Below are 20891 nucleotides of genomic sequence, written 5' to 3'. Positions count from 1 at the left end.
CAGGCCCGACTCGGTCCGCGCAAGAACCCGCACCATGACAGTACATCGGATCAAAAAGGGACTCGACCTCCCGATCACCGGCACGCCGCAGCAGGTGATCGAGGCCGGCACGCCCGTACGTCACGTCGCCCTGTTGGGCGCCGATTACGTGGGCATGAAGCCGAAGATGGAGGTCAAGGTCGGCGACGCCGTCAAGCGCGGACAGCTCCTGTTCGAGGATCGCAAGGCCCCGGGCGTGCGCTTCACCGCCCCGGGCGCCGGCTCGGTCGTCGCCGTTCACCGCGGCGAGAAGCGGGCCTTCGTCTCGCTGGTCATCGCCCTCAACGAGCGCGAGCTCGCCGGTCAACCTGGCCCCGAGGACAGCGTCACGTTCGCCAGCTACACGCGCAAGCCGGTCGAGCAGCTCGGCGCCGACGAGGTCAAGGCGCTGCTGGTCGAATCGGGCCTGTGGACGGCCCTGCGCCAGCGCCCGTTCTCGCGCGTCCCCAGCCCCGAGTCGACCCCGCGCGCCCTGTTCGTCACCGCCATCGACACCAGCCCGCTGACGGCCGACGTCGCGGTGGTGCTCAAGGGTCACGAGGCCGACTTCCAGCGCGGCCTGGCCGTCCTGAGCAAGCTCGCGCCGAAGACCTACGTGTGCAAGGGCGCCGGCCTCAACCTCGACGCCGGCGCCGCCGCCGGCGCGCGCGTCGAGACCTTCGAGGGTCCCCACCCGGCCGGCCTGGTCGGCACGCACATCCACGTGCTCGAGCCGGTCAACCGCGAGCGGGTCGTCTGGCACATCGGCTACCAAGATGTCGTCGCCGTCGGCCGTCTGTTCGCCACCGGCGAGCTCGACTTCACCCGCGTCGTCGCTCTCGGCGGCCCGACCGTCCAGCGGCCGCGCCTCCTCAGCACGCGCAGCGGCGCCAGCCTCGACGAGCTGACCGCCGGCGAGCTCAAGACCTCGCCTGCCGGCGAGAACCGCGTCATCAGCGGCTCGGTGTTCGGCGGGCGCAAGGCCGTCGGCGAGCTCGACGGTTACCTCGGCCGCTACGCCAACCAGGTCACCGCCCTGGCCGAGGGCCGGCAGCGCGAGCTGCTCGGCTGGCTCGCTCCGGGCGGCCGCAAGTACAGCACCATCCCGGTCTACTTCGGCTACCTGGCCAAGCTGTTCGGCAAGAAGTTCGACCTCACCACCACGACCAACGGCTCGCCGCGGGCCATGGTCCCGATCGGCATGTACGAGCGCGTCATGCCGCTCGACATCCTGCCGACCTTCCTCCTCCGCTCGCTCCTCGTCGGCGACACCGACCGGGCCGTCGAGCTCGGCGCGCTCGAGCTCGACGAGGAGGACCTGGCGCTGTGCACCTTCGTCGACCCGGGTAAGTCGGACTTCGGCGCCGTGCTCCGGCACAACCTCAACGAGATCGAGAAAGAGGGCTGACGCAGATGTTGCGAAAGATGCTCGACAAGCTCGCCCACTCCTTCGAGAAGGGCGGCAAGCACGAGAAGCTGTACCCGCTCTACGAGGCGGCGGACACCTTCCTCTACACGCCACCGGACGTCGCCAAGCGCGACTCCCACGTCCGCGACGCCCTCGATCTCAAGCGCATGATGACCACCGTCGTCATCGCGCTGATCCCGTGCGTGTTGTTCGCGATGTACAACACCGGCCTGCAGGCGCACCTGATGATCGCCAAGGGCGCCGCGCCGCTCGACAACTGGCAGACCGCGCTCTTCCAGATGTTCGGCCTCGGCTTCGACCCGGCCAACCTCCTCGCCTGCTTCCTGCACGGCGCCATCTACTTCCTCCCGGTCTACGCCATCACGATGGCGATCGGCGGCAACTGCGAGGCGATCTTCTCGGTCGTCCGCAAGCACGAGATCAACGAGGGCTTCCTCGTCACCGGCTTGCTGTTCCCGCTGACCTTGCCGCCGACCATCCCGCTGTGGCAGGTCGCGCTCGGCATCGCCTTCGGCGTCGTCATCGGCAAGGAGGTCTTCGGCGGCACCGGCATGAACGTGCTGAACCCGGCGCTGACCGCCCGCGCGTTCCTGTTCTTCGCCTACCCGGCCCAGATCTCGGGCGACCAGCCGTGGGTGGCCGCCAACCTCGCTACGCTGCCCCAGGGCGTCTCCGGCGCAACGGCGCTGGGCCGTGCGGCAAGCGACCCGAGCGTGGTCATGAACCACACCGGCGACTGGACCGCGACCTGGTGGGACTGCTTCGTGGGCACCATCCCCGGCTCGATGGGTGAGACCTCGACGCTCGCCTGCCTGATCGGCGCCGCGGTCCTGATCATCACCAAGGTCGGCTCATGGCGGACCATGCTCGGCGTCGTGCTCGGCACGCTCGCGCTGTCGAGCCTGTTCAACGCCATCGGCAGCCAGACCAACCAGCTGTTCAACTTGCCGTTCGAGTGGCACATCGTGCTCGGCGGCTGGGCCTTCGGCACCGTGTTCATGGCCACCGACCCGGTCTCGTCGGCCTTCACCGACACCGGCAAGCTGATCTACGGCTTCGGCATCGGCGCCCTCGTCGTCCTGGTCCGGGTCGTGAACCCCGCCTACCCCGAGGGCATGATGCTGGCGATCCTGTTCATGAACATGTTCGCCCCGCTCATCGACCACTTCTTCGTCCAGGCCAACATCAAGAGGAGGCTCGCTCGTCATGGCGCAGCATAGTACCGGCTACACCATCGGCTTCGCCGCATTGGTCTGCGTCGTCTGCGGGGTCGGCATCGCCAGCGCCGCGGTCGCGCTGGCCGACCGCCAGGCCGAGAACAAGAAGCTCGACCAGCAGAAGCAGGTCCTCGTGGTCGCCGGCCTGATGAAGGCGGGCGAGAAGCTGTCGCCCGACGAGGTCAAGAAGCGCTTCGCCGACAACATCAAGCCCGAGGTCGTCGACCTCAAGGGCGGCGTCGCGGCGCAGGGCATCGACCCGATCAGCTTCGACCAGCGCAAGGCCCAGAAGGACCCGGCGCAGAGCCGCGAGGCCCCGGCGAACGCCGCCAAGGTCCTGCGCCTGCCCAACAACGCGCTGGTCTACAAGGTCGTCAAGGGCGGCGCCGTCGAGACCCTGATCTTCCCGATCGAGGGCTACGGCCTGTGGTCGACGCTGTACGGCTACATCGCCCTCGACGCCAAGGACGCCAACACCGTCCAGGGCATCACCTTCTACCAGCACGGCGAGACCCCCGGCCTCGGCGGCGAGGTCGACAACCCCAAGTGGAAGGACCTCTGGCCTGGTCGCAAGATCTACGGCGACAAGGGCGAGCCGCAGATCGCGGTCGTCAAGGGCAAGGCCGGTCCAGCCGAGACCGACAAGTACCGCGTCGACGGCCTGTCGGGCGCCACGATCACCAGCAACGGCGTCACCAACCTGGTCAGGTTCTGGTTCGGCCCCGAAGGCTTCGGTCCCTACATCCAACATTCCAAGGCGGCGGGGGGCAAGTAAGTCATGGACAAGCAGACCAAGGGCGTCCTCTTCGACCCGCTGTTCAACAACAACCCGATCGCCCTGCAGGTGCTCGGCATCTGCTCGGCGCTGGCGGTCACGACCAAGCTCGAGACGGCCTTCGTCATGTCGCTCGCGCTGACCGTCGTCACCGCGTTCAGCAACCTGGCGATCAGCCTGATCCGCAACTACATCCCGTCGAGCATCCGCATCATCGTCCAGCTGACGATCATCGCCTCGCTCGTCATCATCACCGACCAGATCTTGAAGGCCTTCGTCTACGACGTGAGCAAGCAGCTCAGCGTGTTCGTCGGCCTCATCATCACCAACTGCATCGTCATGGGCCGCGCCGAGGCCTACGCGATGGCCAACAAGCCGGGCATCAGCTTCCTCGACGGCATCGGCAACGGCCTCGGCTACAGCATGGTCCTGCTGCTGATCGGCTTCATCCGCGAGCTGTTCGGCTCCGGCAAGCTGTTCGGCGTCGAGATCTTCCAGACCGTCAACGACGGCGGCTGGTACATCACCAACGGCCTGATGGTCATGTCACCGTCGGCGTTCTTCCTGATCGGCTGCATGATCTGGATCATCCGCACCGTGAAGCCCTCGCAGCAGGAGAAGGAGTGAACCCATGCTCGAGCACTACTTGAGCCTCCTGACGAAGTCGATCTTCGTCGAGAACATGGCCCTGGCGTTCTTCCTGGGCATGTGTTCGTTCCTCGCCGTGTCGAAGAAGGTCGAGACGGCCCTCGGCCTCGGCGTCGCCGTCGTCTTCGTGCTCGCGGTGTGCGTGCCGCTCAACCAGCTGATCATCGTGTCCCTCCTCAAGGAGGGCGCGTTGGCCTGGATCCACCCGAGCTTCGCCACCGTCGACCTCACCTTCCTCAGCTTCCTGGTCCAGATCGGCAGCATCGCGGCCGTCGTCCAGGTCGTCGAGATGGCGGTCGACCGCTACGCCCCGGCCCTCTACAACGCGCTGGGCGTGTTCCTGCCGCTCATCGCGGTCAACTGCGCCATCATGGGCGCCTCGCTGTTCATGGAGCAGCGCGAGTACAGCCTCGGCGAGGCCGCCGTGTTCGGCCTCGGCTCGGGCATCGGCTGGGCGATGGCGATCGTCGCGCTCGCCGCCCTGCGCGAGAAGATGCGCTACAGCAACGTCCCCGAGGGTCTGCGCGGCCTCGGCATCGCGTTCATCCTCACCGGCCTGATGGCGATCGGCTTCCTCGCCTTCTCGGGCATCCAGCTCTGACCCGCGGAGGAGCACCACCTTATGACCACCATCATCATCCTCGGCGTGGCCATGTTCACGTTCGTGATCCTGGCCCTGGTGTTCATCCTGCTCGCCGCCAAGGCGAAGCTGGTCAACACCGAGGCCGTCACGATCGGCATCAACGGCGACCCCACCCTGGCGATGCGGGTCCCCGCCGGCAGCACGCTGCTCAACACCCTCGCCAACCAGAAGATCTTCATCCCCTCGGCCTGCGGCGGCAAAGGCAGCTGCGGCGTGTGCAAGGTGAAGGTCCACAGCGGCGGCGGCTCCATGGTCCCGACCGAGGCCGGTCACATCAGCAAAGGCGAGGCTCGCGAGGGCTGCCGGCTGTCGTGTCAGGTCAAGGTCAAGGGCGACATGCAGATCGAGCTGCCGCACGAGATCTTCGAGATCAAGAAGTGGACCTGCAAGGTCCGCTCGAACAACGGCGTCGCCACCTTCATCAAGGAGTTCGTCATCGAGCTCCCGCCCGGTGAGGTCGTCCCGTTCCGCGCCGGCGGCTACATCCAGATCGAGTGCCCGCCGCACGTCGCGAACTACAAGGACATGATCATCGAGGAGAAGTACCGGGACGAGTGGGACAAGTACAACTTGTGGCGCTACGTCTCGAACTGCACCGAGAACGTCGAGCGCGCCTACTCGATGGCGAACTATCCGGAGGAGTACGGCATCATCATGCTGAACATCCGGATCGCTACCCCGCCGCCGAAGGTCCCCGACGCCCCTCCGGGCATCATGAGCTCGTTCATCTTCAGCCGGAAGCCGGGCGACCCCGTCGTCATCTCCGGCCCCTACGGCGAGTTCTTCGCCCGCGAGACCAAGAACGAGATGGTCTTCATCGGCGGCGGCGCCGGCATGGCGCCGATGCGCTCGCACATCTTCGACCAGTTCAAGCGCCTGCGGACCGACCGCAAGGTCTCGTTCTGGTACGGCGCCCGCAGCCTCCGCGAGGCCTTCTACGTCGAGGACTTCGACGGCATCCAGCGCGAGTTCCCCAACTTCAAGTGGCACCTCGCGCTGTCCGAGCCCAAGCCGGAGGACAACTGGACCGGCTACAAGGGCTTCATCCACCAGGTGCTGCTCGAGAACTACCTCAAGATGCACCCGGCCCCGGAAGACTGCGAGTACTACATCTGCGGCCCGCCGATGATGAACGCCGCCGTCATCAAGATGCTCACCGACCTCGGCGTCGAGCCCGAGAACATCATGATGGACGACTTCGGCGGCTGAGCCTCGCTCGCGCCGCACCCACGCAGGGCCACCCCTCGTGACGGATCCGCTGAAACAAAAGTACGGGAGCAGGGCCTCTGTCCTGCTCCCGCTCTGTCTTTTGACCTTCGTGGCCCTGAGCGCCTGGCGCCTCTGGCCTTCGGGACAGGTCACTCCCCCACCCGCGGGTGCGCCCGCCGCCGCGCCCGCGAGCGGCCCGGTGCACGTGCTCTCGGGCCCGACGATGGGCACCACCTGGCGCGTCACCGTCGTCCACGAGGGCCGCGACGTGGCCCCGATCCTGCCGATGATCGAGGCCGAGCTGGCGCAGATCGATCAGCAGATGTCGACCTGGCGCGACGACTCGGCGATCAGCGAGTTCAACCGCCGGACCGACACCTCCGCCTTCCCCGCCCCGGCCGCGCTCGTCGAGGTCGTCGCGCAGGCGAACGAGGTCAGCGAGCGCAGCGGCGGCGCGTTCGACGTCACTGTCTCCCCGCTCGTCGACGCCTGGGGCTTCGGCCGCGACAAGGCCGCGAGCCCGCCGACCGACGAGCAGCTCGCGGCCCTGCGCGCGCAGGTCGGCTGGCAGTCGCTGCACGCCGACCGCAGCGCCGGCACCCTGGGCAAAGACAAGCCCGGCCTCACGATCACCCTGTCCGCGATCGCCCCGGGCTACGCGGCCGACGTCATCTCCGATCGCCTCGTCGAGCTCGGCTTTGCCCGCCACCTCGTCGACGTCGGCGGCGAATTCCGGGCCCGCGGCGACGGCCCCGAGGGCCCGTGGCGCCTCGGCATCGAGCGCCCCGACGGTGCAGTCGAGGAGCGCGTGGTGCAGGAGGTCGTCCCCTTGCGCGACGCCGCGCTCGCCACCTCGGGCGACTACCGCAACTACCGCGAGGAAGCCGGTCGACGGATCTCGCACACCATCGACCCCCGCAGCGGCCGTCCGATCGATCACAAGCTGGCCTCGGTCACGGTCATCCACCGTACTGCCGCGCTCGCCGACGCCTACGCCACCGCGCTCAACGTCCTCGGCCCCGAAGACGGCTTCGCCCTCGCCGAGCGCGAGGAGCTGCCGGCCCTGTTCCTCGTGCGCGACGGCGCCGGCTTCGCGCCGCGCGCCACGGCGGCCTTCGCGGCCTTGCGCGCGGGGTCCCCGTCCGCCAACCTCAATCCCTGACATGCCCACGATCCTGCTCACCATCGCCGTCCTCGGGGCCGTCATGCTCGGCATGGCCGTCGGCGCCATCTTCGCCGGCAAGTACCTCAAGGGCTCGTGCGGCGGCATCGCCAACGCCAACTGCGGCTGCACCGACGCCCAGCGCCGCGACTGCTCGACCAAGCAGGCGGCCTGAGCCCCGCCCGTTCGCGCGCCGTCCTGGCCGGTCTTAGGGGCATGTCCTCTGCGACATGTCCTTCATCACCTGCCTCATCCGACAGGTCGCAGCGGACACCCGGCTCTGAACATCGTCTCCCCGACCTGGCGCGGCTCCAGCGAATGAGCGACGCTGGTGGCGGGTGTCGATGGCGGAGTTCGACGCGGCGTACCTCGACGAGCAGCTCCGGGGCCTCCAGCACTCGCCGGTCCCGGTCTGGGTCCTCGATCCGGACCGCATGCGGATCCGCTGGGCCAACGCCCCCGCGCTGGTGATGTGGCGGGCCGACAGCCGCGAGGAGCTGTTCGCCCGCGACTTCAACGTCGGCCTCGACGCGATGCGCACTCGCCTCTTCGCCGCCGTCGAGACGGTCCGCGAGGGCCGCACGCTGTGGGACGAGTGGACGGTCTACCCCCGCGGCGTGCCCGTGCAGGTGAAGCTGCACTTCGCCCCGGTCGCGCTCGGCGACGGGCGGATCGGCGTCCTGCAGCACGTGTTCCCGCGCGACGAGGGCCCCGACCCGGCCCAGCTGCGCGGGATTCAGGCCCTGTCCGTGACCGCGGTGATCGTCGGCCTGGTCGAGTTCGGCGGCCGGATCGTCATGAAGAACCCGGCCGCGATCGCTACCTTCGGGCGCCTCGCCGACGACTGGCCGGCGTGGTTCGTCGACCGTGGCGAGGCCGAGGCCATGCTCGCCGCCGCGGCCGCCGGCGAGACCTTGCGCCGCGAGCACCTCGTCGCCACCGCGACCGGCCAGCGGCTCCACGGCGTCGAGTTGCGACCGATCCGCGACGCAGTCACCGGCGAGATGATGGCCCTCGTCCATCACACCGACGAGACAGTGCGCCACGGCGCCGAGGTCGAGGCGGCCCGGCATCAACGCCTCGCCGAGGAGCTCGACCGCACGCTGACCCTCGTCGATCGCCAGCGGCGCGAGATCGTCGGCCTGTCCGCGCCGCTCCTCGACATCGACGCGCACACCCTCGCAGTCCCGCTGATCGGCGCCTTCGACGGCGAGCGCGCCGCCGAGCTCGAGGCGCGCGTCCTGGACGCCATCGGCGAGCGTCGCGTCGCCACAGTCTTGCTCGACCTCACCGGCACCGTCGCCGGCGACCGCGACAGCGCCGATCGGCTCTTGCGGCTGGTGCGGGCGATCCGTCTGCTCGGCGCCCGAGCGATCCTCACCGGCATCGGTCCCGCGCTCGCCGCCGCGCTCGCCGGCATCGGCTTCGACGCCCACGACACCCCGTTCGCGCGCTCCCTCGCCGCCGGCCTCGAGCTGGCCCGGGCTCGTTGACCGCGCCGCGCGGGCCCCCCGCCGCTATCCTGGGGAGGATGCGACGCGAGCTCGCGGCGTGCGGGTTGCTCCTCGGCTGCGGCGCCGACGACGTCCAGGACGTCGGCAGCGACGGTCGCACCAGCAGCACCGCGTCCAGCGAGGTCGGCATCACCGTCATCCCGACCGAGGCCATGCGCTTCGACCTCGGCATGCTCGACGTCGGCGACGTCGACTGCGGCCTGCACAACGGCGACCTCGGCCTCTCGTACATCTGGATCGCCAACAGCACCCAGGGCACGGTCTCGAAGATCGACACGGTCTCGCTCGCCGAGCGCGGCCGCTACGTCGTGCGCCCCGACGCCGCGGGCAACCCCTCGCGTACCTCCGTCAACCTGTCGGGCGACGTCGCGGTCGCCAACCGCAACGGCGGCATCACCAAGATCCACGCCTTGCCCGAGCGCTGCGCCGAGAGCAACGGGACGCCCGGGATCCAGACCGCCGACGGCCCCGATTTTCTGCCGTGGGGCGTCGAGGAGTGCATCGCCTGGTACACGCCGATGACCTACGTCAGCCAGCGCCCCGTCGCCTGGACGCAGGGCGTGTTCGACCCGGACACCTGCAGCTTCCGCGAGCAGAAGCTGTGGACCGCGGGCATGAACACCCCGGGCGTGATCGACATCCTCCGCCTCGACGGCGACACCGGCGCGCTCGAGGCCAAGGTCACCATCGACGACGCTTACGTCGACAGCTACGGCATCTACGGCGGGGCCGTCGACGCGCACGGCAACTTCTGGGGCTCGCAGGTCGGCCAGGCTAAGCTGCACTTCGTCGACTACGACACCCTCGAGCACAAGAGCTGGGACCTCGAGGTCGGCGCCTATGGCATCACGGTCGACTCGCAGGGCTACGTGTGGACGTGCTCCGGCAACGCCTCGCGCTTCGACCCCGCGACCGAGACCTGGCAGCGCGTCCTCGCCGGCGAGTACGGCGGCTGCATGGAGGACGGCCACGGCACCCTCTACAAGGCCACCCCGGGCGGCATCGTCGCCATCGACACCACGACCCTGGCGATCAAGCACACCTACGCCCTGCCGCAGCACATCCACGGCATCAGCGTCGACTTCTACGGCTACGTCTGGGGCGTGTCGCAGGGCTCGGAGGCCTACCGCCTCGATCCGGCCGACGGCAGCTTCGAGACGATCGGCGGCCTCGTCGGCGCCTACACCTACAGCGACATGACCGGCTTCGCCCTCAGCTCGGTCGGCGTGCCGTGACATGGTCTTTTAAACATGTCCATCAGGACATTCTCTGATCGCCATGTCCTCGAGTCCATGCTCGTTTGGACATGTCCCGAAGGACATCTCATGGCATCGCCACTCCGCGACCTGCCCGCCCCGGGAGCTCCAGCCGCGCCACGCTAGCGCGGCTCGCCCCGCCCGGCCTGCAGCAGCTCGACCAGCTGCCCGCTGAGCATCCGGTACAGCGCCGAAGCAGCCCCTTCGAGGGCCGCCTCGTGCCGCGCCAGCGCCCCCAGGTCCCCGCGGGCCGCCGGTCCCGACACCCCGTGCGGGACTCCGAGCGCCAGCAGGTTCTCGAGCGCCGAGCGGAGCAGCTCGCCGATCGCCTCGCTCGCGATCGGCCCCGGCAACCCCAGCGAGCGCATCGTCTCCGTCGCGCGCTCGCCCAGCACTGCCAGGTGATTCCCCGCCAGCGCACAGGCCGCGTGGTAGCGCGTGCGTTGCTCTGCGCCGAGCCCTTGCAGGTCGAGGTGGCGCTGCGGCCCGAGCCAGCGCAGCGCCACTGCGCGCGCCTCCGGGTCGCCTTCCAGGCCGAACACGCACGAACCCAGGCGGCTCTGCGGCCGCTCGCGGCGCAGGCTGCAGATCGGGTGCAGCGTCCCGACCGGATGGCCCGCCGCCGCCGCCGCCGCCAGCCCCTCGCGCGCCACCACGGCCCCGGCCGCGTGCAACACCGGCACTCGCGGCGCTCCGCGGGCCACCAGCGCCGCCGCCATCTGGCCCAGCCTGCGATCCTGTCCGAGCAGCCAGATCGCGTCGGGTGTCCCTTCGGGCAGCTCTCCTGTCCCTTCGACCAGCTCGCGTGTCGACCCGATCGCAGTCGACCACCCGCGCTCGCGCAGCCACGGCTCGGCGTGGGCCGACACGTTGCCGCGGCCGATCAGCCACACGTGGCCGACGTGGCCGGCGCGGAGCCGACGCAGCACTGCGGCCGGGACCGCCATCGTCAGGGCCTCCTGCGCCGCCGGATCGGCGCCGGCCGCCAGCCACGCGCGCACCGCAGTGCTGCTGATCTCCGGCAGCGCGCAGTCCTCCGCGTCGGCGAACCCGACCCGCGGCACCACGATCGGCGAAAACTCCGCCGCGATCTCGGCCGCTCGGTGCCAGCGCTGCAGCTCCCCGCGCACGACGATGTCCGAGCCGACCACCAGCCGCACCGCGAAGCCCGGGTGCTCCTCCGCCACCGCGCGCAGCAGGTCGTAGCTGTAGCTCGGCCCCTCGCCGCCGCGGCGGGCCGCCAGCCTCGCCTCGACGTCGCTCACCTCCACCATCTCGGCCTGGGCCGCCATCGCCAGCCGCGTCAGCGCCAGGCGATCGGCGAACGGCATCATCTGCTTGGCGAACGGGTGCGACCAGCACGGCGCCACCAGCACGCGATCGGCGAGCCCGCGCGCCAGCAGATAGGTCGGGATCAGCGCGTGTCCGAGGTGCGGCGGATCGAAGCTGCCGCCGAGGACGGCGAGGACGGGACGCTCCATGTGCCCGCGAGCGTCCCAGCCTTCGCCGGCCGCGGCAAGTCGCCGCTCGCGCCGCGCACCCGCGAGCGCCCGCCGCTCCGGTGCATCACGCCTGCCGCATCACGCGCGCCCTTCCGCGTCGACCGCACGCCATCCCTCCGCGAACAGCAACCACTCGCGGCGTCGGGCGCCACTCCCTCCGGTGGCGCGGCACACCGCCTCCCGCTCACTCCGCGAGCCTCGCGGCGTCGAGCCCCGAGCTCGCGCCCGACTCACTCCGGGTACAGCAGGAACTCGCGGCGCCGGGCCACGAACGCCGCGCGCCCCGGCTCCTGGCTCGCCGTCATCTCGGCCAGCGACGTCTGCGCCTCGATCGCCTCGCGCAGCCACGGTCCGCCGGCCAGAAGATCGATGGCCGGCCGGTCGGCGACGAACTCGTACGGCTCGGTGCGCCAGCGCATCGCTCCCTGTCCCAAGCGCCAGGTCGCGCGCAGCACCGCCCAGCTCGTGCGCAGCGAGCGGACCGCCCTCGGCTCGCGGACGTGCAGCTGCACCCCTCCGCAGCGGCGCCCCGCGAACTTCTGGAACATCGGCTTGAACCCGACGGGCCGCACCTGCAGCCCCGGCAGCGCCGCGTCGTCGGCCAACAGCGCCGCCGCGAGCGCCTGTCCTTCGAGCCAGGGCGCGCCGAACAGCTCGAACGGGCGCGTCGTCCCGCGGCCCTCGCTGAGGTTCGTCCCCTCGAGCAGGCACTGCCCCGGGTAGATCAGCGCTGCGCCCATCGTCGGCATGTTCGGCGACGGCAGGACCCACGGCAGACCTGTCTCGAAGAACAGCATCGAGCGCCGCCAGCCCGCGCACCGCAGCACCTCGAGCAGCTCCGCCTCGACGCGGCCGCGCTCGAGGATCGCCATGCGCGCCAGCTCGCCGAGCGTCATCCCGTGGCGGACCGCCACGTCGTGCAGCCCGACGAAGCTCTCCTCGTTGGTAGCGATCCCGCCGCCCTCGATCTGGTCCGGCGTCCCGCCGATCGGGTTCGGGCGGTCGAGGATCAGCACCCGCACCCCCGCCTGCAGCGCCACCTCGGCGGCCAGCACCGCCGTCCACACGTACGTGTAGTAGCGGCTGCCGATGTCTTGCAGGTCGATCACCAGCCAGTCCGCCCCGTGGAACATCTCCGGCGTCGGGCTCAGGCTGGCGAACGTCTCGCCGTACAGGCTGTAGGCCGGGATCGCCGCGCGCGGCGCCTCTCCGCCCACCACCTCCATGTCCTGCGCCGCCGCGTCGAGCCCGTGCTCGGGGCCGAGCAGGCTGACCACGCGCGCCCCGATCCGGCTCATCACCACGGTCGCGTGCTCGAGCTCGGCGGTCACCGACGCCGGATGACACAGCAGCGCCACCGGCACGTCGCGCAGCCGCGGGCCCTCGCCGGCGGCCAGGCGGTCGAGCCCAGACTTCACCGCGGGCGCGCCGGCACCTGCTCCTTCAGACACATCATGAGCGAGCACGCCCCCGCTATAACGGTCCGCGGCGCCGCCCTCAAATTCTCGGGCGAGCGCGCGGCCGGAGCGGGCGCGCCCCTCCGTGGGATCTCCCGCCTTGATTCGCCGCTTTTTTGGGCCGCTCGCCGGGGCTTGGCATCCTACCTGTATGCGCGATCCTCTGGCGCCCATCCCTTCGCCCACTGTCAGCCCCAACTTCTGGGACACCGCGCTGTTGCCTCGCGGCACGCGCGTCGGCGGCGACGAGCCGGTCGAGGAGTTCTCCCCGCTGCGGCTGCTGCAGCGCGACCAGGGCGACACCCACGGCCTCGATCGCCGCAGCCGTCGCCGCGGCGACGCTCAGGCCCAGGACGCCCTGGACCACGGCAGCGCGCGCCTGATCTCCTCCGTCCACACCGTCCGGCGGGCCCTCCTCGGCCTCTCGACCGCGCACGGCTGGGCCCTCGTCCACACGCTGTCCGTCGCGCCGACCGGCCTGCTCGTCCACCTCCTCGACCTCTTGAGCCCCGGCCTCAACCCCGAGCTCCGCGATCGGGGCCGCAACCTGCTGGCCCGGATCGCCCCCCTGCTCGGCGCTCCGTTGCGGCCGCGCGCCATTCACCGGCCCGGTTCGCCGCTCGCCACCATCGGCGGCTGTCTCCTCGCCCCGCGGGTCGTCGCCGATCTCTCGAGCTGGGCCTCGCAGCCGAGCGCGCGTCGAGGCACCACGCGGGCGGGTCACGGCGCCTTCGCCGTCACCTTGCTGGCGCCGGCGGTCGATCCGCGAGACGGCGTGATCAGCATCGAGGGCGAGCTGGTGCCGATGACCGACCCGCAACCGCAGGTCCTCGCGGTCGCCCTCTCGCCTCGGGCGCTCGCCGAGCTGGGTCGCACCTTGCAGTGGCCCGAGGGCGGCCCCACGCGCGCCCAGGTCGAATGATCGCCGTGTGAACTGCGGCGAGATCCGCTCACGTGTGCCCACGTTTTTGCCCGCGATTGGCGTCAGCGGGCTCGCGCGCGCAGGAAAAGTTCGGTAAAACGCGGTCCCGTGCCCCCAGAGGAGCATTGACGCTGCTTTGCCTTGTCTCTATCCTCGCGGGCAACATCTCTGGCGTATCACTTCGGCACGCCAGCGATACGGCCCTCCGGCCACTGCTCTCTTCACGGCCCTTCGGGCCTGGACTTCACGGCCTCCGGGCCTGCACTTTCGGCCCTTTCCGGGCCACGGCCCACCGGCCTGCTTCTGCTCTTCCCGGCCCATCGGGCCTGTAGCGTGACTACCAAGGGGATCCGGCCTTGAACGCACCCAAGAAACCAGGAACCGACCTCAGCGCCCTCAAAGCGCGCCTCGCCAAGAAGACGGACGCGGCCGCACCGCCTCCCGCCGAGCCGGCAGCGCCGGCCGCTCCGCCGGCAGCCGCTCCCGCAGCGCCGAAGGCGGCTCCGCCGGCTCGCCCGCCGTTCAAGAAGGCGCCGTCGCCGGCCGACCTTCCGGCGCCGGGAGAGTCTGCGCCGATCGACATTCCGCCGCCCGGTGAAGTCTCTGCGCCGATCGACATCCCTGCGCCCGGCGAGGTCGCCCTGCCGCCGCAGCCCGCGCCGGTCGCCGCGCAGCCTGTCGCCGCCGCCGTGCCCGCGTCGCGCAAGTCCCTCGAGGACGGCACGCCGTTCGGCAGCACCGCCGGCTCCTTCGATCCCAACGCCGGCATCATCGACTCCGGCGAGGTCCAGGCCAAGGGCAACCGCGGCCTCGTGATCCTCGCCGCCGGCGCCGCCCTCGCCTTCGGCGTCGCGCTCGGCTGGATCGGCCATCAGATCACCTCGAAGGGCGAGGTCAAGGCCGTCGCCCAGAAGAAGGGCTCCGACATGTTCACCGAGGCCACCAAGGTCTCGGACATGCGCAAGGGCATCTCGCTCAAGATCGACGAGCTGCAGAAGTTGGTCTCGACCGATCCGGCGAAGGGCGCCGAGGAGTTGGCCAACCTGATGAAGACCAACTTCGAGAAGAGCCCGAAGGTCGACGACCTGTTCGGCTGGCAGCTCGCGGGCATCGGGCCCGAGGGCATCCGCCGCACCTTCGACCTCTACGAGGAGGCCAACGGCCTGCGCCTCGACCTCGGCTACCTCGTCAACTTCGTCGCCGGCAACGCCAAGGCGCTGACCGAGACCGGCGGCCCGCGGCTGTTCGCCGTCAAGTTCAAGAAGGACGGCGCAGTGCTGGTCGAGCGCGGCGAGCCGATGTGCGGCGAGGCTCCCTGTGCCGAGGGCAAGGAGGGCGAGGCCACCGGCTACAAGGTGCGCGACGCGGTCAACCAGGAGTTCACGGTCGCCGCCAGGGGCTCCGACGACGGCCAGGTCCTGCCGCTGTCCGCGGACACGCAGATCTACGGCTACATCGTCGGCCTGAACCCGGAGAACAACGCCAAGCTGGTCGCCGGCTCGCTGTTCGCCAAGGTCAAGGCGCGCCTCGAGGAGATGTCCAAGGCCGAGGGTCGCGCCCTCAAGGCGCTCAAGAGCTACTCGGACGATCCGAACATCGACGGCGGTGGGCCCGCCGATCCTGGCGCCGACTGAGTGCAGTCGGGAGCACAGCCGCCCGCCCCACCTGCCGGCCTCGTCGCCGGCGACGCTGCCCCTTCGCGACCTGCCGGATCTGCAGGGGCAGCGCCTCCGGGTCCTCCGCCGCCGCCGGCATCGCCGCGGCGCTCCGGGCCCGCAGGTCCGTCGCCGCTCGTCGTCGGCTCGCGGTTGTGGGTCGTCAATCCGGCGCGCGCCGGCCTGTTCGGCTGGCTCGTGCGCTACTACGTGTTCGCGGCCGCGTGCATCACCGTGGCCCTGGGCTACGTCGGCGTGCGGGTCTATCGCGCCTATGACGCCGCCCTGCCCGACATCGCCGACGTCGAGCAGTACGACGCGCTCGCGCCCGGCGTCACGCGGATCTACGCCGTCGACGGCAGCGTCCTCGCCGAGCTCGCGCGCGAGCACCGGGCCTACGCCCCGATCGACGAGATCCCCGACCGCCTGATCCAGGCCTTCCTCTCGGTCGAGGATCGCCGCTTCTTCACCCACGCCGGCCTCGACTGGCGCGGTCTGGCGCGCGCCACTCTGGCCAACCTGCGCTCGGGCACCGTCATCCAGGGCGGCAGCACGATCACCCAGCAGGTCGCCAAGGGCTTCCTCAGCGACGAGCGCACCCTCGACCGCAAGCTGCGGGAGGCGCTGCTGTCGCTGCGGATCGAGGGCCGCCTCGGCAAGTGGCGGATCCTCGAGATCTACCTCAACAAGATCTTCCTCGGCCACGGCGCCTACGGCGTCGCCGCCGCCGCGAGCCGTTACTTCGGCAAGGAGCTGCACGAGCTGACCCTCGCCGAGGCGGCGCTGATCGCCGGGCTCGCACGGGCGCCCTCGCGCTACAGCCCGATCGCCAGCCCCGAGCGCGCGCTCAAGCGGCGCTCCGTGGTGCTGCAGGACATGGTCGAGGCCGGCGCGATCACCCCGGCCGAGCGCGACGCCGCCGACGACGAGCCGCTCAAGCTGGCCGCGCAGCCGCCCGACGTGTTCCGCCTGCGCGCCCCCTACTACGCCGAGCACGTGCGCCGCGAGGCCGGCCTTCGCTTCGGCGAGGCAGCGGTGCTGCAGGACGGCCTACAGATCGAGACCGCCGCCAACATCGAGATGGGCGCCCAGGCCCACGCCGCGATCGACTCGGCCCTGCGCCGCATCGACCGCCGCCAGGGCTGGCGCGGCCCCGTCGCGCACCTGTCCGACGAGACAGCCCGTACCACCCTGCTCGAGCGCACCGGCGCCGAGTACGGCGACGACGCCATGACCGCCGACCCGCAGCGCTGGCGGCTCGCGCTCGTCACCGAGGTCACCGCCAAGCAGGCCAAGGTCCGCGTCGGCAAGGTCGAGGCCCTGCTGCCGCTGAAGAAGATGGCCTGGGCCTCACGCTACGACCGCAACACCGGCGTCAACGACGTCAAGATCACCCGCGTCGACGAGGCGGTCGAGGCCGGCGACGTCGTGTGGGTGCGGCCGGCGCAGAAGCGGCGCAGCGTCATCGCCGAGATCGACGACGAGGCGGCCGCCGCCGAGAGCGCCGCGAATGAATCCGGGGACATGTCCGGAGGGACAGTCGCGCTCGAGCCGGTCGACGAGGCCACCGGCCTGCCGCAGGTCGAGCTCGGCCAGCTGCCGCGGGTCGAGGCTTCAATCTACACCATGGCGCACGACACCGGCGAGGTCGAGGCGATGGAGGGCGGCCTCGACTACGACCGCTCGCAGTTCAACCGCACCACCCAGGCCTGCCGCCAGCCGGGCAGCGTGTTCAAAGCCATCTACTACGCGCTCGCGCTCGACGGTGGCCAGTACACCATGGGCTCGGTGCTCGAGGACAAGCCCTACGTGCCCGAGCCGGGTGAGCTGTGGAACCCGCAGAACATCGGCCAGACGCTCGACGGCAAGGTCCTGCTGCGCACCGCCCTGATCAAGTCGCTCAACCTGCCGTCGATCCGCCTGTTCGTCAGCCTCGGCGCCGACAAGGTGGTCGCGTGGGCCCGCCGGCTCGGCTTCACCACCGAGCTCATCGCCGACCGCGCCCTGTCGCTGGGCGCCTCGTGCGTGCACACCGACGAGCTGTCGCGCGCCTTCTCGATCTTCGTCCGCGGCGGCTCGTGGGTCGACCCGGTCTACATCCGCCGCGTGATCGACAAGCGCGGCCAGACCCTGCTCGACCAGCGCCACCCGCTCGACGCCGGCCTCGACGTCGCCGGCCGCCTCGATCGCATGGCCGCCCTCGCCATCCACGGCCCGCGCCAGGTGGTCGACGACCGCACCGCCTTCCTCATCACCCGCCTCATGCGCGAGGTCGTGACCGCCGGCATCGGCGGCCGCGCCTCGCAGATCGGCGTGCCCGCGGGCGGCAAGTCGGGCACCGCGTCGAAGAACGCCTACACCACCGACACCTGGTTCGTCGGCTTCACCTCGCGCCACATGACCGCGGCGTGGATGGGCGACGACACCTACGAGCGCTCCCTCGGCGACGAGGACGCCAGCTACACCACTGCGACCCCGATGTGGACGCAGTTCATGGCCGGGGTGGTCGCTGGCATCCCGCACGAGAACCTGCCGCTCCACCGGCCCCCGGGCATCTCCAGCCGCAACGTCGACGCCCGCAACGGCGAAGAGCCGGTCGCCGGCATGCCCTCGGCGACCCTGTACTTCAAGGACTGACCGTCTGGGCATGTCCGCGAGGACATGCCCGCGAGGCCATGTCCGTGAAGACATGCCTGCAAGGACATGTCCGCGGAGACAGCCGTCAGCGAGCCGCCCGCCCGCGGCCGACGGCCGGCAGGATCGCCTGGTCGACGATCGCCGCCAGAGTCTCCTCGCTCGGCGGCGCGTCGGCGTCGAGGCTGTGCTTGAGCACCAGCGCCTCGCCGATGTCGGCCACCACGGGCGTGATCAGGGCCGGATCGATGTGACCGCGGGCCGCGTAGTGGCGCAGCACGGTGAGGGTGAACCGGCCGCCGCGGGCGTCGAACACCCGCTCGTATAGCGCAGCCGCGAGCTCCGGGTAGCGCTTGCGCTCGGCCAGGATCGCGGCTGCCGCGGCCGCCGTCGGTGAGCGCGTCCACTCGACGAGCTGTCGCAGCGCCCGCAGCAGGTCGCCGCGCAGGTCGTCGGCCGAGGGCGACGGCACCTCCTCCGGGTGCTCGCTGTGAATCGCGTCCAGCAGCACCTCGTGCGGCGAGCTCCAGCGGCGATACAGCGAAGTCTTGGCAGTGCGCGCCCGCCTGGCGATGCCCTCCATCGTCAGCCGGCCCAGGCCGACCTCCGCCAGCTCGGCGAGCACCGCCTCGTGGATGCTGCGGAGCAGGTCGTCCCCTCGCCTACGTGTCGCCTGAGTGGTCATCTTCTCCTCCATTTAAGATACGGTTACGTAGCTTAATCGACAACCTTTAGATACGTTTGCGTAGCCAAAACCGAGGCTCTCCGCAAATGTCCGCCGAAAACGCTCCCTTGCCCGCTCCTCGCGCCCTCGCGCCCGACCTCGGCCGGGGCGTCATGCTCCTCATCATCGCCCTGGCCCACGCGCCGGTCCTGGCCGGCGCGCCGCTCGGCCTCGCCGACCAGGTCGTCGCCGCCTTCCACACCCTGTTCGTCGAGGGTCGCGGCTACCCGATGTTCGCCGCGCTGTTCGGCTACGGCGTGGCCCAGCTCGTGGCCCGCCACCGTCGCGCCGGCGCCGACTGGCCTTCCGTCCGGGGGCGGCTGCGCCGGCGCGGACGCTGCCTGGTGCTGTTCGGCTGCGCCCACGCCCTGCTGCTGTTCCACGGCGACATCCTGGCCGCCTACGGCCTGCTGGTGCTGCTCCTCGTCGCGGCCACGCGCAGCCGCGAGCGCGTGCTCCTCGCAAGCGCAGGGGTCTGCTTCGTCGCCGGCGCGCTCGCCTTCGGAATCGCCGCCCGCTTCATCCCCGACGGCGCCGACGCCGAGCTCGTGACCGACCCACTTATCTCCGCGGCGTATCGAATGATCGGCTGGATCGCCACCACCCCGCTGTTCGCAGTCATGGCCGCGGGGCCGTTCCTGCTCGGCCTCTGGGCCGCGCGCCACGGCGTGCTCGAGCGCCCCGATTCGCACCTGCCATGCCTCCGACGCACCGCGACGATCGGCATCGGCCTCGCCGCGCTCGGCGCCCTGCCGCTGCTCGCAGTGCAGGCCGGATGGGGCGACGGCGCGGCGCCGCAGATCGCAGCCACCGCCCTGCACACCCTCACCGGTTACGCCGGCGGCTTCGGCTACGCGGCCCTGGTGGCGCTCGCGGCGGCGCGGCTCGGCGAGCGGCGCGGCCTCGTGGTCACCGCGCTGGTCGCTTGCGGCCAGCGCTCCCTGAGCTGCTACCTCGCGCAGTCGCTCGCCTGGCAGCTCCTGTTCGAGCCCTACTGGGCCGGCCTCGGCGGCCAGTTGCGCCCGCTGACCGCCGCGGCCGTGGGCGTCGGCGTGTGGGCGCTGACCGTCGTGCTCGCCGAGCTGCTGCGCCGCCGCGGCCGCCAGGGCCCCGCCGAGGCCCTGCTGCGCCGCCTCCTCCGCGACCCCAGATGAGCCCCGCGGGAGCCGACCATGCCTCGAGGACATGTCCTCTCGCCCATGTTCCATCGAACATGCCCTTCAAGGCATGTCCGAAGAGCAACGAGCGCGTCCGGCTCGCCCGTCGAGCCTCAGAACCAGGTCGAGATCCCGAGCGTCCCGGCCAGCGTGAACGACTGGGCGGTGCGGCCCCACACCGGCGCCGGCGCCGGCGGCACCCCAGGACCCCCGGCGCGGCCGATGCCGTGGACCCACCGGTAGTCGAACGTCAGGCCGAAGTCGATCGAGAAGTACTGCGTCACGAACGCGTGCGCGCCGAAGCCCACGCCGAGCAGCGGCGCCATCGCGCCGGTGCGGACCCAGTTGGGCCCGTCGTTGTTCGTCACGGTCCCGCCGGTGAAGCCGGTGCGGACGAGGATGAACGGCAGCACCGGCCCCTCGGCGATCGGCAGGATCTCGAGGTACGGCGTGAACGTGCCGATGAACGCGGTCTGCGAGTCGTCGTTGGAGTCGTCGTCGGGGTTGTTGTTGCGATCGAACGAGTGGCTCAGGTTCATGCCGAAGCGCGCCCCGAGGATCAGGTGGCGATGGATGCCGTAGCCGACGCCGAGCGCGATCACGGACGCGCCGCCGATCGGGTTGCCGTCGATCGTCACCGGGCGACCGGCGCCGAAGCCGATGACGTTCCAGCGCGGGTTGGCCGGGTTGGGCGCCTCGCCGGGGTCGTAGTATGGGCGGCCGTGCGTCCACGACAGCACCTCGGTGTCGAGGTGGACGCGGACCTTGCCCTTCGGCGCGACCCTGGCTGCCTCTGCGGTGGTTGCGATGGACCCCAGGGCGCAGACGAGCGAGACGGAGAGTGCGAGTCGATGGAGGTTCATGGCCCCGCCAGGGTAGGCCACGCGCGCCGGCGAGCCAAGCGCCGCGGCGCTTGTGAAGATCGCGGTCTCGGGGCTACGCTCGCGGGCGAGAGGCCGCCACGTGGGC

General features: G+C 70.8%; 18 protein-coding genes. 14 read left to right on the top strand and 4 right to left on the bottom strand.

Features of this window, described 5'->3' with window-relative positions; translation table 11 throughout:
- Nucleotides 1-34 precede the first annotated feature (34 nt).
- The 10 genes from OV090_RS25840 to OV090_RS25795 all read left to right on the top strand — a co-directional run bounded on the left by OV090_RS25840 (nucleotide 35) and on the right by OV090_RS25795 (nucleotide 9850).
- Nucleotides 35-1426, top strand: a complete 1392-nt coding sequence (locus OV090_RS25840) for a Na(+)-translocating NADH-quinone reductase subunit A (protein ID WP_267707275.1) — start codon at nucleotides 35-37, stop codon at nucleotides 1424-1426.
- Nucleotides 1427-1431: 5 nt separating this feature from the next.
- Nucleotides 1432-2667: an NADH:ubiquinone reductase (Na(+)-transporting) subunit B gene (locus tag OV090_RS25835; RefSeq protein WP_346660401.1), complete on the top strand. Its 1236-nt coding sequence runs from the start codon at nucleotides 1432-1434 to the stop codon at nucleotides 2665-2667.
- The gene (locus tag OV090_RS25830; protein WP_267707273.1) at nucleotides 2654-3439 is read left to right on the top strand and encodes a Na(+)-translocating NADH-quinone reductase subunit C; all 786 of its coding nucleotides are present in this window, start codon (nucleotides 2654-2656) and stop codon (nucleotides 3437-3439) included. Before OV090_RS25835 ends, OV090_RS25830 begins: the two co-directional genes overlap by 14 nt.
- A 3-nt stretch (nucleotides 3440-3442) precedes the next feature.
- Complete coding sequence (locus OV090_RS25825; protein ID WP_267707272.1) at nucleotides 3443-4066, top strand: NADH:ubiquinone reductase (Na(+)-transporting) subunit D; 624 nt, start codon at nucleotides 3443-3445, stop codon at nucleotides 4064-4066.
- A 4-nt stretch (nucleotides 4067-4070) separates the two neighbouring features.
- Nucleotides 4071-4688 carry an NADH:ubiquinone reductase (Na(+)-transporting) subunit E gene (gene nqrE, locus OV090_RS25820; RefSeq protein WP_267707271.1) on the top strand — a complete coding sequence of 206 codons (618 nt, stop codon included), beginning with the start codon at nucleotides 4071-4073 and terminating at the stop codon, nucleotides 4686-4688.
- Between the two features lie 21 nt (nucleotides 4689-4709).
- The gene (gene nqrF / locus OV090_RS25815) at nucleotides 4710-5939 is read left to right on the top strand and encodes an NADH:ubiquinone reductase (Na(+)-transporting) subunit F (RefSeq protein ID WP_267707270.1); all 1230 of its coding nucleotides are present in this window, start codon (nucleotides 4710-4712) and stop codon (nucleotides 5937-5939) included.
- 109 nt (nucleotides 5940-6048) lie between these two features.
- A complete protein-coding gene (locus OV090_RS25810) occupies nucleotides 6049-7101 on the top strand; it encodes an FAD:protein FMN transferase (RefSeq protein ID WP_267712086.1) in 1053 nt (350 codons plus the stop codon).
- Between the two features lies 1 nt (nucleotide 7102).
- Nucleotides 7103-7276, top strand: coding sequence for a hypothetical protein (locus OV090_RS25805; RefSeq protein WP_267707269.1), 174 nt, complete (start codon nucleotides 7103-7105; stop codon nucleotides 7274-7276).
- A gap of 169 nt (nucleotides 7277-7445) precedes the next feature.
- Nucleotides 7446-8594, top strand: coding sequence for an STAS domain-containing protein (locus OV090_RS25800; protein ID WP_267707268.1), 1149 nt, complete (start codon nucleotides 7446-7448; stop codon nucleotides 8592-8594).
- Nucleotides 8595-8632: 38 nt separating this feature from the next.
- Nucleotides 8633-9850 carry a hypothetical protein gene (locus tag OV090_RS25795; RefSeq protein ID WP_267707267.1) on the top strand — a complete coding sequence of 406 codons (1218 nt, stop codon included), beginning with the start codon at nucleotides 8633-8635 and terminating at the stop codon, nucleotides 9848-9850.
- A 143-nt stretch (nucleotides 9851-9993) separates the two neighbouring features.
- Here the strand turns inward: OV090_RS25795 and OV090_RS25790 are convergent, their stop codons facing one another.
- Complete coding sequence (locus tag OV090_RS25790) at nucleotides 9994-11352, bottom strand: DUF2520 domain-containing protein (protein WP_267707266.1); 1359 nt, start codon at nucleotides 11350-11352, stop codon at nucleotides 9994-9996.
- 251 nt (nucleotides 11353-11603) lie between these two features.
- A complete protein-coding gene (locus tag OV090_RS25785; protein WP_267707265.1) occupies nucleotides 11604-12791 on the bottom strand; it encodes a DUF1343 domain-containing protein in 1188 nt (395 codons plus the stop codon).
- A gap of 190 nt (nucleotides 12792-12981) precedes the next feature.
- Here OV090_RS25785 and OV090_RS25780 point away from each other — a divergent pair, with 190 nt between their 5' ends.
- From OV090_RS25780 to OV090_RS25770, 3 genes are all read left to right on the top strand, one after another.
- Nucleotides 12982-13752 carry a hypothetical protein gene (locus OV090_RS25780; RefSeq protein WP_267707264.1) on the top strand — a complete coding sequence of 257 codons (771 nt, stop codon included), beginning with the start codon at nucleotides 12982-12984 and terminating at the stop codon, nucleotides 13750-13752.
- Between the two features lie 356 nt (nucleotides 13753-14108).
- On the top strand, nucleotides 14109-15386 hold the full coding sequence (locus OV090_RS25775) for a hypothetical protein (protein WP_267707263.1): 1278 nt from the start codon (nucleotides 14109-14111) through the stop codon (nucleotides 15384-15386).
- A gap of 174 nt (nucleotides 15387-15560) precedes the next feature.
- Nucleotides 15561-18044 (top strand): PBP1A family penicillin-binding protein, encoded by a 2484-nt coding sequence (locus OV090_RS25770; RefSeq protein WP_267707262.1) that lies wholly within the window; start codon nucleotides 15561-15563, stop codon nucleotides 18042-18044.
- Nucleotides 18045-18129: 85 nt separating this feature from the next.
- On the opposite strand, the gene OV090_RS25765 is transcribed toward OV090_RS25770, so the two are convergent.
- Nucleotides 18130-18726, bottom strand: a complete 597-nt coding sequence (locus OV090_RS25765) for a TetR/AcrR family transcriptional regulator (RefSeq protein WP_267707261.1) — start codon at nucleotides 18724-18726, stop codon at nucleotides 18130-18132.
- 107 nt (nucleotides 18727-18833) lie between these two features.
- On the opposite strand from OV090_RS25765, the gene OV090_RS25760 reads away from it, so the two are divergent.
- The gene (locus OV090_RS25760; RefSeq protein ID WP_267707260.1) at nucleotides 18834-19919 is read left to right on the top strand and encodes a DUF418 domain-containing protein; all 1086 of its coding nucleotides are present in this window, start codon (nucleotides 18834-18836) and stop codon (nucleotides 19917-19919) included.
- A 116-nt stretch (nucleotides 19920-20035) separates the two neighbouring features.
- Here OV090_RS25760 and OV090_RS25755 read toward each other — a convergent pair whose 3' ends face one another.
- Entirely contained in the window at nucleotides 20036-20785 is a 750-nt protein-coding gene (locus OV090_RS25755) for a hypothetical protein (protein WP_267707259.1), read from the bottom strand.
- Between the last annotated feature and the right edge of the window lie 106 nt (nucleotides 20786-20891).

Source organism: Nannocystis sp. RBIL2, from assembly GCF_026626745.1.
Taxonomy (GTDB): Bacteria; Myxococcota_A; Polyangia; order Nannocystales; family Nannocystaceae; genus Nannocystis.
This window is presented reverse-complemented; position numbering and strand designations above follow the sequence as displayed.

What these genes read in the sequence shown, in the direction of transcription:
- OV090_RS25790 (WP_267707266.1), bottom strand. Translation starts at nt 11,352, where the DNA reads ATGGAGCGTCCCGTCCTCGCCGTCCTCGGCGGCAGCTTCGATCCGCCG.
- OV090_RS25840 (WP_267707275.1), top strand. Translation starts at nt 35, where the DNA reads ATGACAGTACATCGGATCAAAAAGGGACTCGACCTCCCGATCACCGGC.
- OV090_RS25830 (WP_267707273.1), top strand. Translation starts at nt 2,654, where the DNA reads ATGGCGCAGCATAGTACCGGCTACACCATCGGCTTCGCCGCATTGGTC.
- OV090_RS25780 (WP_267707264.1), top strand. Translation starts at nt 12,982, where the DNA reads ATGCGCGATCCTCTGGCGCCCATCCCTTCGCCCACTGTCAGCCCCAAC.
- nqrF (WP_267707270.1), top strand. Translation starts at nt 4,710, where the DNA reads ATGACCACCATCATCATCCTCGGCGTGGCCATGTTCACGTTCGTGATC.
- OV090_RS25825 (WP_267707272.1), top strand. Translation starts at nt 3,443, where the DNA reads ATGGACAAGCAGACCAAGGGCGTCCTCTTCGACCCGCTGTTCAACAAC.
- nqrE (WP_267707271.1), top strand. Translation starts at nt 4,071, where the DNA reads ATGCTCGAGCACTACTTGAGCCTCCTGACGAAGTCGATCTTCGTCGAG.
- OV090_RS25795 (WP_267707267.1), top strand. Translation starts at nt 8,633, where the DNA reads ATGCGACGCGAGCTCGCGGCGTGCGGGTTGCTCCTCGGCTGCGGCGCC.
- OV090_RS25755 (WP_267707259.1), bottom strand. Translation starts at nt 20,785, where the DNA reads ATGAACCTCCATCGACTCGCACTCTCCGTCTCGCTCGTCTGCGCCCTG.
- OV090_RS25800 (WP_267707268.1), top strand. Translation starts at nt 7,446, where the DNA reads ATGGCGGAGTTCGACGCGGCGTACCTCGACGAGCAGCTCCGGGGCCTC.
- OV090_RS25835 (WP_346660401.1), top strand. Translation starts at nt 1,432, where the DNA reads ATGTTGCGAAAGATGCTCGACAAGCTCGCCCACTCCTTCGAGAAGGGC.
- OV090_RS25765 (WP_267707261.1), bottom strand. Translation starts at nt 18,726, where the DNA reads ATGACCACTCAGGCGACACGTAGGCGAGGGGACGACCTGCTCCGCAGC.
- OV090_RS25805 (WP_267707269.1), top strand. Translation starts at nt 7,103, where the DNA reads ATGCCCACGATCCTGCTCACCATCGCCGTCCTCGGGGCCGTCATGCTC.